At 43.3% G+C, this 13,050-nt stretch carries 9 protein-coding genes; 2 read left to right on the top strand and 7 right to left on the bottom strand.

Annotation, left to right across the window (positions count from 1 at the left end):
• The first annotated feature begins 2 nt into the window (after positions 1-2).
• Together PN836_RS19555 and PN836_RS19560 are read left to right on the top strand one after the other, a co-directional pair.
• Positions 3-1,325, top strand: a complete 1,323-nt coding sequence (locus PN836_RS19555; protein WP_395341617.1) for a sugar porter family MFS transporter — start codon at positions 3-5, stop codon at positions 1,323-1,325.
• Positions 1,326-1,446: 121 nt separating this feature from the next.
• A complete protein-coding gene (locus PN836_RS19560) occupies positions 1,447-3,207 on the top strand; it encodes a GGDEF domain-containing protein (RefSeq protein ID WP_395341620.1) in 1,761 nt (586 codons plus the stop codon).
• A gap of 113 nt (positions 3,208-3,320) precedes the next feature.
• Here the strand turns inward: PN836_RS19560 and PN836_RS19565 are convergent, their stop codons facing one another.
• The 7 genes from PN836_RS19565 to PN836_RS19595 form a co-directional block, all read right to left on the bottom strand.
• On the bottom strand, positions 3,321-5,045 hold the full coding sequence (locus PN836_RS19565; protein WP_395341623.1) for an SLC13 family permease: 1,725 nt from the start codon (positions 5,043-5,045) through the stop codon (positions 3,321-3,323).
• Between the two features lie 186 nt (positions 5,046-5,231).
• Positions 5,232-6,638: a sulfate adenylyltransferase subunit CysN gene (cysN, locus tag PN836_RS19570; RefSeq protein WP_395341625.1), complete on the bottom strand. Its 1,407-nt coding sequence runs from the start codon at positions 6,636-6,638 to the stop codon at positions 5,232-5,234.
• 1 nt (position 6,639) lies between these two features.
• Positions 6,640-7,437, bottom strand: a complete 798-nt coding sequence (gene cysQ / locus PN836_RS19575; RefSeq protein WP_395341627.1) for a 3'(2'),5'-bisphosphate nucleotidase CysQ — start codon at positions 7,435-7,437, stop codon at positions 6,640-6,642.
• Entirely contained in the window at positions 7,434-8,030 is a 597-nt protein-coding gene (gene cysC / locus PN836_RS19580; protein ID WP_395341629.1) for an adenylyl-sulfate kinase, read from the bottom strand. The genes cysQ and cysC overlap by 4 nt, the downstream gene beginning before the upstream one ends.
• On the bottom strand, positions 8,031-8,945 hold the full coding sequence (gene cysD / locus PN836_RS19585) for a sulfate adenylyltransferase subunit CysD (RefSeq protein WP_395341630.1): 915 nt from the start codon (positions 8,943-8,945) through the stop codon (positions 8,031-8,033).
• Positions 8,946-9,372: 427 nt separating this feature from the next.
• The gene (locus tag PN836_RS19590) at positions 9,373-10,737 is read right to left on the bottom strand and encodes a right-handed parallel beta-helix repeat-containing protein (RefSeq protein WP_395341632.1); all 1,365 of its coding nucleotides are present in this window, start codon (positions 10,735-10,737) and stop codon (positions 9,373-9,375) included.
• Between the two features lie 218 nt (positions 10,738-10,955).
• Positions 10,956-13,049 carry a polysaccharide biosynthesis tyrosine autokinase gene (locus PN836_RS19595; protein WP_395341634.1) on the bottom strand — a complete coding sequence of 698 codons (2,094 nt, stop codon included), beginning with the start codon at positions 13,047-13,049 and terminating at the stop codon, positions 10,956-10,958.
• Between the last annotated feature and the right edge of the window lies 1 nt (position 13,050).

The following is a 13,050-nucleotide window of genomic DNA, read 5'->3' on the forward strand; positions in this document are numbered from 1 at the left end:
ACATGCTCACTCAGCGTAAGCTCTTCGTTTGGTCATTAATCGCAGCGCTGTCTGGCTTCTTGTTTGGATTCGATACTGCAGTTATATCTGGCGCAGAAAAGGCCGTTCAGCTTACTTTTCAAAGCACTGATTTGATCCATGGTTTAGCTATTTCGGCTGCATTGTGGGGAACGGTGCTTGGCGCCATATTTGGCACGGCGCCAAATGACCGTTTTGGTCGAAAGACCACACTCATTGGCATTGGTTTTCTGTATTTAATTTCAGCTCTGCTCTCGGCCATTGCATGGGATGTTTCAAGTTTTGCTTTCGCTCGATTTATCGGTGGCCTAGGGGTGGGCGCATCCACTATAGCAGCGCCTGCTTACATCTGTGAGATTTCACCTGCAAAAAGTCGAGGTAAGTTGGTTGTTTTATATCAGTTGAGTTTGGTCGTGGGCATTTTTACGGCGTATTTATCTAATTACGCGATTGGCGGCGTAGGCATTGCTGGCAATTTAGACTGGCGCTACATGCTGGGCATTGAGGCAATTCCCGCGCTGATGTTTCTATTGCTCATGACTCGCCTGCCTGAAAGCCCAAGGTGGCTCCTTCAATTCAAGCAGGACACAAAAGCTGCTTACGCCATTTTTGAACAAATCAGAATTGACTTTAAAAGCGGTATCGGCGATGTGCAATTGCAAATTGATAAAAACAAAGTCGGCCTGAGGGAGATGTGGACGAGTTCGCTGCGAAAGCCAATAATACTGGCGTTTTTGCTTGGCTTGTTTAATCAACTTTCTGGTATTAATGCGATTATCTATTTTGCACCTCGTATTTTGGAGATGGCGGGTTCTACTTATTCGTCTGCGCTTTTAGCAACTGTTGGCATTGGTTTGGTCAATATTATGTTTACCCTCATTGGTATGGCTTTAATAGACCGTTTAGGCAGACGTCAGCTTATTATTATTGGTTCACTGGGGTATATCTTTACGCTTTGCGCAATCGCTTGGAATTTTTACGTGCAAAGTCATGGAACAACAGCACTCTTTATCTTTGCGTTTATTGCTTCACACGCGATTGGACAGGGGGCGGTTATTTGGGTGTATATAGCTGAGATATTTCCAACTAAGTCAAGAAGTGTTGGTCAGTCTGTCGGTTCTTCCACGCATTGGATTGCTGCTGCATCACTCGCTTTGCTAATGCCGTTTATTTTGACAAATGTTGAACCTTCAATCATTTTCTTAACTTTTGCATTGTTCATGATTTTACAACTGATATTCGCATTTGTGATGATGATTGAAACCAAGCATAAATCGTTAGAGCAGATTCAAAGTGAACTTCAGTAAATGAAACCTATGTATTGACCTGTATAACTTAACAATTTCACACTGAAGCCGATATTAAACTATGTTTGGCGAGCGTTTGCTTAGGCCGGTGAATGCTGATGGATATTCTAGTGCATTAATAATGATGAGAAGTACCGCAAAAAAATTAGCTTTCATTAGCTGCATTGCTCTTGTTTTAGCGGCCTTGCTACCATTGCACAATGCATATTCTCAGACGCCCGATTCTGAACGCATAAGTGTGGCTGACTTGCTAGAACGGGCATATTCTCTTCGAAGTTCTAAACCACATCAATCAACAGAAATACTCACTCAGATAAATCGAGATACACTTTCAGGTGCTCAGCAAGACAAGTATGACATTATTCAAGCCTATTTAATTTTTATGAACGGAGATATTAAGGGTTCAATCAATGCTTTCGAGTTGCTTGCTGAAAATGGCAATACACAAGCGGAACGATTTAATGCGTACGCGTCGCTCGTGTCATTGTATTCGGGGACGCAGAATTGGTCTGCTGGATTTAAAACCTTAGATTATTTAAGCGAGAATATCGCGCAAATTGATAGCCTTGAAGCTGAAGAGCAAGCGCATTTAGCCGTCATTAATTTCTACAGTCAAATAGATGAAGCGGATACTCTTTTAGAATACATTCCGCCCTTGCTCAATGTACGATATAGCCTGCGATTCGAGTGTTTAGCAAATATGCAATTGCTCGGGGCTTTAATTGATATCGACGCATCGCAACTTCAACTGCAAGCTTTTAGTGAGGCGAAAGCGCGTTGCGATTTGGCCGGTGAGGGATTTGCGGCACTCAATATTGAAAATCAATTAGCCACGTATTACTTTAAGCAAGGCAACCCTGATAGAACGCTGGATATTCTAAACGCTAATCTTGATGCCATTACAAGCAGCAGATATAAGCCGCTGATAGACGAGTCTTATATGTTGTTGAGTCAGGCTTATTTCGAGCAAGGGGACTTTGAATTAGCAAGTGAATTTGCCAGTCTAATTGTCGAAAATAAGCAAGAAGTGAGTCTGCTATCTGTGGCTGATACGGTCGGGTATAAGGTTTTACAAAAAATTGCGGAAAAGCGGCAAAACTTCGAACAGGCACTCGAATATCATAAAAAATACTCTGACGCTAAATCTCGCAACATTACCAGCGATAACGCGAAAATGCTGGCTATCCAGAAAGCACGGCAAGACAGTGAACAGAAAAGCAATCAAATTGCATTGTTAGACGCTGAAAACTCTCTATTGAGAACGCAAGCTCAGCTAGATCAAGAAGCCGCGAACAACCGGCTGCTTGTAATTGTAACGATGACTATGCTGCTGCTGTTTATTTGCTTTTGGATATATAAGAAGCGCAGCAATTATCTAAAATTCATGGAAATATCGCGCAAGGACAGCTTAACTGGCATTGCGAATCGCCATTTTTTCACTAGTTCGGCTCATGAGTCAGCTCAAAAATGCAGTAGCGAAAATATACCCATGAGCCTAGTACTGTTTGACTTAGATGACTTTAAACAAATAAACGATACTCATGGACATGCGGTGGGTGACGATGCGCTTAAAAAGGCTGTTGACGCAAGCAAACTAGGCTGCAGAACAAATGATCTTATCGGTCGCCTCGGTGGTGAAGAGTTTGGAATTATCTTAGAGGGCTGCGCCATGGATAAAGCCTTGCTGATAGCGCAAGCTTGCCGCAAGGAAATTGACCGAACAAACGCTTCTAGTGAACAAGACTACACATTGACAGCCAGCTTTGGAGTAGCAAGCTCTGAAGGATGCGGATATAGCTTTGATAAGCTATTTGATGCCGCTGACAAAGCCTTATATCAAGCTAAGCTCAAGGGTAAAAATGGTGTTGAACATCAGCGTTAGAAGACCTCGATGTTAATCTAACAAGTTCCGTTACACACATCAAAATTGAGCATACGGTTACTTATCCAGTACTTCATAATGTTCATTACCTCAATCTTTTGCAGCAACAAGCTCTATAGATATACGAATGTGAGTAAACTCAGCACCACCGCGCCATATAAGAATGATACTGGCAGACCCATGCGTATAAAGTGAGAAAATTTATACTCAGACGCACTGAAAACAAGCAGGTTTGTTTGATAACCATATGGTGATATGAAGCTAGCGCTGGCAGCAAATGCAACCGCTAATGCAAAGGGCATGATGGGCAAGTTCATGGCAATGACCAAGCCGTAGGCAAACGGAAACATCAGGGCCGCAGCGGCGTTATTGGTAACAAATTCAGTTAACAACACTGTCATTACGTATATGCACACTAGAGCATAGGCAGGATGCATGTCGTGCAGTAGTGGGCTTATATGTGCGGTAACACTGTCTATAACGCCTGAGTTTTCCAGCGCTGAAGCCAGCGACAAAGCGCCGACAATAACAATGATGAGATTCAGCGGAAGATTACGTTTAATTTCAGAGATTGAAGATATCTTTACGATCGTCAGCGCCGCTGCAAAGAACAAAAGACCAAGTGCGAGCGGTATGATTGACATGGCGGCGAGTGCAACCACACTAATAAAGCCCGCTAATGTGAAGTACTCTTGCCACGAAAGAAGCTTTCTTGTGAGTTTTTGCTCGGATACTACAAAGAAATGGCGAGAAATATTTTCGCGCCTTTGAAAATCACTGCCAGTGGCGAGTAATAAAAAGTCACCCGCTTGCAGCTTCAATTCACCCACTTTTCCGGAAATTGATTCCCCATCTCGGCGAATTGCCACTACAGCTGCGTCGAAAAGCGCGCGAAACCCGACTTGTTTTAAAGTCTTGTTAATAATTGGAGCACGATTTGAAACAATCACTTCGGTGAGGTTTTCACTCAATAAACCATCTGCTTCAGCAAACATTGTGAGCCCTTGAATATGCTCCAGGCTATCCAGTTTTTTCACGTTGCCGGTAAATATGAGCTTATCATGGGCTTGAATCATAAATTGAGGGGAGACAGGGGAGATGACTTTGTTGTCTCGCACGACCTCTATCAGAAATAACTCGGGCAAGTTTCGAAGGTGATTTTGCTCAACCGTTTTGCCAATCAATTCCGACTCTTCTTCTACATCCGCTTCAATCAAGTAGCTGTTATAATTAGATTCTGAAGCGCCAAGGTTTGGCAACAGTGGGGTCATTAAAAAAAGCAGTACACCGCAAATAAGACCGGCGCTTAAGCCAAACAGAGTAAAGTCGAAAAAGTTAAACCCGGGGTGACCGTGCTCAATTAAGAAACTATCCACAATCAAGTTAGTTGAAGTCCCAATTAGGGTAACCGTGCCGCCTAAAATCGCAGCGTATGAGAGTGGAATGAGTAATTTTGACGGCGCATGCAGAGTATTTTGTTTTATTGGCCCTATTAGGCTTGCGACGACAGCGGTGTTATTCAGTAAAGCGGAAGAACTAAAGGTGATGGCAAACATCTTGATAAAGCTTCGTCGATAAGAAGGAGTAACAATTGCCCGTCCTAAACGCTTTATAAACGCCGTTTTGTCAATAGAGTGACTAACGACTAACAGCAATACGAGTGTGATAAGTCCTGTATTGGTAGCATTCGCTAGCACGCCATCAAAATCGACTTGACCTGTGAGTAGCAGCATCAAGGTCGAGACCGCAAATACGCCTGATGGACGTTTGTTGGTAAATATCAGTGTAACAATCGTCGCAAAAAAAATAGCGATGACGGTGAGTTGAGATAATGGCATTTATTTTTGTTGTTACCGTGTTGGCATTGCTTAACCGTGAGCGTTTAGACTAAAAGTAAATCTCAACTTAGTCTACCAAAAAAGATTACGCTCGAAGCAGTCTCACAATGCATAGCGCCCAGCATGAAAGGTCCAACAATAAAAAAGCGCAGAAAAATCGCGCTTTTTTATTGCTAATACGATTACTCAAAGTTTTGTAATGTCAGCTGCGCCCCAATGTGGGAAATGTTTCCTCACCAGAGCATTGAACTCAAGCTCAAAGTCTGAATAGTTGCTTTGTTCACCAGCATGCGCATTTTCGCTAATCACCATGCCTGCGCCAACGGTGCCGTTGGTCAGACGATCTATAACAATAAATGCGCCAGTTGCGCGATTGTCAGTATATGCATCGCACGCAACTGCCTGTGTTAAGCGAATGTCTACTATGCCGATTTCGTTGAGATTAAGGTGAAGGGCATCACTTTTTTCAAGCGTGTTTACGTCAATGTTGCAGTCGATGTTAGAAATACTGCCGCTGACCATTTTGGTAGCAAACTTAAAGCTGTATTGCTTATTTGGGATCATCGCATCTTCAGACATCCACACCATATGCGTTTTATACTGATTGCCATGCAGTGGGTTACTGCCCGTTTTTACAATCATGTCACCGCGCGAAATATCAATTTCATCTTGGAGGGTAAGTGTTACCGCGTTGGGAGCCTCGCCTACAGATAAGTCGCCATCAAATGTGGTAATTGTTTTTACTTTTGAGGTTTTGCCCGAGGGCAGCACCTTAATCTGATCACCTACAGAGACCTCACCGGACACAATAGTGCCCGCAAAGCCTCTAAAGTTCAGATTAGGGCGATTAACATACTGAACAGGAAATCTAAAGTCTTCCGTTCTTTGCGGCGTAATTGCAATGTCGTTAAGCAAATCCATTAATAGCTCACCTTTAAACCAAGGTGTTTTTTCGCTTCGATTGACTACGTTGTCACCTTCAAGCGCTGACAGTGGAACAAATCGAATATCAGGAATATCAAGCTCTTCACTAAATTTGGTGTAATCAGCCTTTATCGTCTCATATACATCTTCGCGATAGTCCATTAAATCCATTTTGTTGATTGCTACAATCACGTGCTTTATGCCCAGCAGTGAGACTAGGAAGGAATGGCGTTTTGTTTGGGTCTTAACACCTGCACGCGCGTCAATCAGTATAATCGCTAAATCGCAGGTTGATGCGCCAGTGACCATGTTTCGAGTGTACTGCTCGTGTCCAGGGGTATCGGCAATGATGAACTTGCGTTTATCGGTACTAAAGTAGCGATACGCTACATCAATAGTAATGCCTTGCTCTCGCTCTGATTGCAGACCGTCGACCAAAAGCGCCAAATCAACCTTTTCGCCGGTAGTTCCCACTTTTTTACTATCTTTAGTGATGGCGGCAAGCTGGTCTTCATAAATCATTTTAGAATCGTGAAGTAGGCGGCCAATGAGGGTACTTTTCCCATCATCTACGCTGCCGCAGGTTAAAAACCTTAAAAGGTCCTTTTTCTCGTGCTGCTCCAAATATTCTAGGATATCGGTTTTTAAAAGTTCGTTTTCGTTGTTCATATCAACTGCTTACCATGAAAAAGGGATTTAATACGGATTCTTTTTGGTTATATCGAAGCGGATGTGCATCAGCGTCAAGCGGCTTGTCCACATTGAGCACGGTGACTTTTCCACCTGCCGCAAGCACTACCGCGTGGGCAGCGGCTGTATCCCATTCGCTAGTTGGGCCAACGCGCGGATAAACGTGAGCAGTTCCATCGGCAACGCAGCATAGCTTGAGTGAGCTGCCCATGGCGATAAGTTCGCTGCTTCCACCTAATGCTTCTAGCACTTTGTTAATTTCTGGACTTTGATGGGAGCGACTGCCGACTACTTGCCAAGTATCACCCGCTTGATGGGGCTTGCAGGCAATTTCAGAACGAGCGCTCTGTTCTAGTTTGTATGCACCTTGGCCCACCCAACCAACGTAGGTACGCTCAAGCACGGGCGCATGAACCACACCTAAGGTTGGCTCACCATACTCAACCAGTGCAATATTTACCGTAAACTCTCCGTTTTTCTTGATGAATTCTTTGGTGCCGTCAAGTGGGTCAACGAGCCAGTAACGTGTCCACGATTTGCGCGTTTCCCAGCTAATGTCCGCAGACTCTTCGGAAAGAATCGGAATATCGCTCACTTTGCCAAGGCACTCTACAATGTGTAAATGCGCCGCTAAGTCAGCTTCGGTTAGTGGAGAGGCGTCATTCTTCTCATAAATTTCAAAATCTTTTGAGTAGATTTCCATAATGCGGTCGCCCGCCTCTTGACATACTTTCACCACGTCATCGACCAGCCCTTGTGTTATTGTAAAATTGCTCATGACACATATCCTTGTTGCTTTAGCAATTCGTACAAGCGCTCAGCGGTTTTTTCAGGCGCCTCATCAACATATTCCAAGTGAACCTCAGGTGACTCCGGTACTTCGTAGGCTGAATCAATTCCAGTGAAATGCTTAATATCGCCCTGCCGCGCTTTTTTATATAGACCTTTGGGATCGCGCTGTTCGCACACCGCTAATGGGGTGTCTACAAACACTTCAATAAACTCGCCTTCTTGCACTAATGAGCGGCAAAAACGTCTGTCATCTTTAAATGGAGAAATGAATGCGGTAAGCACAATTAAACCAGAATCTACAAAGAGCTTTGCGACTTCGCTGATGCGGCGAATGTTTTCAACGCGGGCTTTATCATCAAAGCCCAGATCGCCACACAAGCCGTGACGCACGTTGTCACCATCTAACAAGTAAGTGTGATGTTGCTTCTCAAATAGCTTTTTTTCTAGCAGGTTAGCCAGCGTTGATTTACCTGAACCGGATAAACCCGTGAGCCAAATGATGCTGGGTTTCTGACCGAGCGCTTTTGCGCGTTCAGCTTTATCAATAGTGTGTTGATGCCATACGACGTTCTCAGACATTTAGAAATATCCTTCCATTTTTTTCTTCTCCATTGAGCCAGAAGAATCGTGATCAATCACGCGCCCTTGGCGTTCGGAGGTTTTGGTTAATAGCATTTCTTGAATAACTTCAGGAAGCGTATCAGCGGTTGACTCAACTGCGCCCGTAAGCGGATAGCAACCAAGTGTTCTAAAGCGTACCGACTTCATCATCGGTTCTTCGCCTTCATTGAGCGGCATGCGATCATCGTCAACCATAATCAACACCCCGTCTCGCTCCACAACTGGGCGAGGTTTGGCTAAGTATAACGATGGGATCTCAATATTTTCCATATAAATGTATTGCCAAATATCGAGTTCAGTCCAGTTCGACATGGGGAATACACGTATGCTCTCGCCTTTGTCAATTTGCGAATTATAGATATTCCAAAGCTCGGGTCGCTGATTTTTAGGATCCCAGCGATGATTTTCGTCCCTGAATGAATAAACTCGCTCTTTGGCACGTGACTTTTCTTCATCACGACGCGCACCGCCAAAAGCGGCATCAAATTTGTACTTGTTAAGCGCTTGCTTGAGCGCGCCTGTTTTCATGATGTCGGTATGTTTCGCACTGCCTACAGAAAAGGGATTGATGCCCTTTTCTACGCCCTCTTGATTGGTGTGCACGAGCAAATTTAGATTGTGCTGTTTCGCCATACGGTCGCGAAATTCAATCATTTCCCTAAACTTCCACGTGGTGTCAACGTGTAACAGCGGAAACGGAATAGTGCCTGGAGAAAAAGCCTTACGCGCTAAATGAAGCAGCACGGATGAGTCTTTTCCAACCGAGTAAAGCATGACTGGGTTATCGAATTCTGCGGCAACTTCACGGAAAATATGAATACTCTCCGCTTCAAGTTGCTTTAGGTGAGAAATAATAGCGGCGTCTGCGCTCATTACAGCAAGTTCCTTTTGTTATATTGAAAGTGAATAGCGTTACAACTGAATAGCATAGAACTTTAACACAATAAATCATTGCGAATTATGACAAATTGGTATTGTTAATTACTAATTGATAACTAATTATTCGGTTTTGTTATAAGCATGTTAAAAACAAAAATATCGACTCATCTTCGCCTTAGTTCGCGCTTATTAGATGTGATTTCAGATGAGCTAATAATATTCTCGCGTATCAAATTGGAATACACTAAGTCGAGATAAGTTTTTGTTTGACAACCTTCGGTTTTTTCCAAGTCATTGATAGATATAAATATGTTTCAGACCGCTAGACATAGCGCTTTCAGAAAACTTTCCATTCTTGGAGAGTAAGGTGCTACACATAAAGCCATTTGACATTGGCTTTATGTGCGGCGCAAGTAACACGCTAGGGTGTGCAGCCAGTTGTTGCCTGCAGGTTGTCGGAAACAATCGTGTTAGTTCCAGAAACGGTTATCTGCGAAGAGGTATTGCAACGTAAAAAGTTATTCTTAAATATCCCGTCAACTATCTTAGTAGCGTAAATCCCAAAACGAGTAGATGGATTAGGGAGTTCGTTATCGTTACCGATTGTATTGCCTGTAACGATTGCGCCGTGAACACCTAACAAATACAAACCAATTGAGCTACCTGCTGTTTCGACGCCATTATTGATCAATGTATTGCCTGTTACGTGAATACCTGCGACTGTGCCATCCGATTGTCCTGAGCGAGTTTGCACTGTGATTCCTCGAGCCTTATTAGAGCGAATTTGGTTATTTGCGATGGTTAGATATTTAACCGCACCTTTTGCCCATATCGCTGCATCTGCAAAGGACGCATTCCGCACAGCACCTTCTATAATATTGCTTTCAACTATGATTGAGAAATTCGCTTCACCGGTGTCCAGATTTCCATGCAGTACGATCGCACTGAAAAAGGTATCGCTGATATGATTATTTGCAATAATAATGCTGCGCGAGCCTAGATTTGACGAGTCAGGAGATACACCTTTTATGTCAAAACCGATACTTTCGGTACCGCGTACAATATTGTCAGTAATAACGAGTCTTTGACCGCTCCATTGCGTGTCTATAGCGTCTTGCGTTTCGGTTGACTGAACACCATTTCCAACGTTAATAAATTGGTTTCCAGAAATAAGCACATAGCCATCATTCTCGCGCAGACGGATAGCATCTCGCAGTGAATTACTAAGTATGTTGTTACGAATATTTACATTATCTGTCGAGTGTAGAAAGATAGGCCTGACGTAACCGTTAAATGTATTGTCATTAATCATAATACCGGTAGCAGGGATGACGTGTGGCTGCCCGCCAACTGCTGTATCATTCGCACCGCAAATCGCGCTATATGTATTACCTTCAAAATGATTTGATTCAATTCTTACATTACGACTGCCGTCGGCTAATTTAACATCACAGTTTGGTTGGCCAGACACCATTTCAGGTCGGAAGGTCACATCTTCGATTCGAACATTATTGCCCTTTACGATCAGTCCATAAGTCGAGCTTGCCGCTTTGCAGATCGTACCTTTACCTAAAATCGCTTCGTTATCAAACAATTCGAGTTCATCGACGCGCCACGTTTGCCCAGCCGGAATTTCTGCAACTCCATCAACGTCGAGCATCGCACGAAGATTTGCAGACTGATCGTTCAAGGAACTACAAGCAGGATTAGCCCGCGCGATTGACGTAATGCTTGCTATCAAAACACAAATAGCGACGACTGCACTGGCCGAAAATAACGTATTCAAATTGTTTCTCCTAAAAAATGGCACGCAACAATATCAGTTGTCCTTCACTGACGACAAGGTCAAATGAGTATCGCTTGTTGATAAAGGGTATATCCTAGAGCACATGAAAGCGCATGTATTGTTTGTGCGATTATGACGTAATGGGTTTACCGTGGAGCGACTGGTTAATTATTAGATAAATATACCTTAAGATAGCATTTACATTTTCACCATGCGATTTACCTCAACCCTCTAACCTTCGTCAGGACTACACCCAGAAGAGGAATATCGGCATCTTTTATTTGCCTGATAGCGTCCACCATATCGGCGATTTCTGTTTTTTCAATATCGCATTCTAATACTAATCCATGCGTATTTTTTGCAATTACAAGCGCATCTAAAAATTGAGTGATAGAAGGTGCGCAGAGAATAAGTCGGTCAAAGGCTTTTTCCAGACGATTTAAAACACGGTCAAAACGTGGTTTTGACACATAATAAGTGGGATCTTCTTTTATCGATCCAGTCGGCATGATCATCAATGAGAGTTTTTCGACAACTTTTATGCATTTTGAAAACTTTGTTTGATTGTCAATTAAATTGGCTATCCCCATATGATTATCAGGCATATCGTAAGCCTTAGCCAACCATGGCTGACGAAAGTCTAGGTCAGTAAGTAGTGTTCGCTCTTGTTTGGCAAATGATTCTGCAAGATACTTTGGCAGAGTAGAGGCTTGTTTCGACTCACCTATTCTGGTGATTGTAATGGTGCTGATCGCTTTCTCTCCGGATCGTATCATTAACGATGAACGCAGTGACCTAATAGATTCTGAGAAAATATATTCTTTGCGACTTTGTCGATAGAGCCGTCTGGTCAACTTGCCATGGTGCGGGCGAGGCTCTCTTGGAACCGTCGCGAGTACCGGGACTTTCAGCCTGCGCAGTTTTTCAATCATTCGTGTCTTTTTGTCGCTTATAAGATGCAATAACAATAGCACGGAAAAACTTAACAAAGCGGCTAAAACGGTTAAAACCGTCATTAAAAGTGAAATTCTTGGTTTCGCGGGGCTCATTGGTCGACTTGCAAAATCAACCACGTGGAAATTATCTTGTTCGCCCAAATCTTTCATCAGTTCAGTTTCTTGTAGACGAGACAGAAAGACCTCGTATAGCTTTTGCGTTGACTCCAATTTCCGCTTTAGTTTGTCGAGTTCTAGCTCATGCTGACCTAACGCGCTATGAGCTTCATTCGCCAGTTGAGCCTGAGCGGCTAATTCATCATTTTCTTGTTTTGCGACTCGGTACGCCTCTTCAAGGTTAGCGCTCAGTTCTAACAGTAAGGCGTTGTATTTTGTCTCAATCTGATCTAGCTTGGCCAGCGCAGCTTTGTATGCGTGATGCTTTTCTTTATATCTTTTGGTGAGTGCCACAAAAGCCTGTCGTTCAGCAAGGCGTTGCCGTCTGAGTTCCCGTGCCAAAGTATTTTGTAATATCCAATCAACGTTAGACAGTTTGTCAGGGTCGCCATCGGCAGCCTCTACTTGTTGCAATGACGACGAGAGTGCAAGCAAGGCTTTATCACTATTTAGTTTTTCGCGGTTAATTGCAGATATCTCTATTCTTGCCAGTTCCATTTGGCTGTTGAGGTCGACAATTCCGTTTTCCTTTAAAAAGCGTTGCAGCTCGTCCTCAGCGTTTTTCAGGGAGCGTTGAATAACAGCCAATTGCTCGTTGAGCCACAGCGATGCATTGTCGGCTTTGTCTTTGTTTTTCTCTTTGTGAAAGTCAAAAAATGCTGGGCCAATGCGGTTTGCTATTTTTTCAGACAATTCGGGAGATGAGCTTTCAAAGCTTACACGTAACATACTTGTTCCGGTAACTTTGCGTAGACTTAATCTTCGTTGAAACTGGCTTGCAGCATACTTTATTCGTTCTTCTTCGTATGCGCGTGCATCGTCGTATAGGGTGTCTGAATCTGATGATAGCTTGATGGCAGACGGTGTATCTATCCAGAAGTCTAACTTGTATTCTAAGCCTAAATCCGTTACCACCTTTTTGGCAAACTGATGCGAACGCAGAAACTCAATGTGCGTATCCATCTTGTCTTCTTTGCGAGCAGGAGAAAGTAGGTCTGCTTGTAAGGTGAATTTATTGTCTGACTCTTCAAGGAGAAGTGTTGCCGTAGCGATATATGTTTTGGGAATATTCAGAATGAAATAGCTGCCAAGCAATATCATCAATAAAGTACTCAACAGCAGTTGAAACTTTTTGTGCCATAAAAAAGATATTAAGTCCGCAAGTGAAAACGGAGAGGGTTGGAAATCTTTGTCGTCCATC

The organism is Ningiella algicola (assembly GCF_028401415.2).
Taxonomy (GTDB): Bacteria; Pseudomonadota; Gammaproteobacteria; order Enterobacterales; family Alteromonadaceae; genus Glaciecola.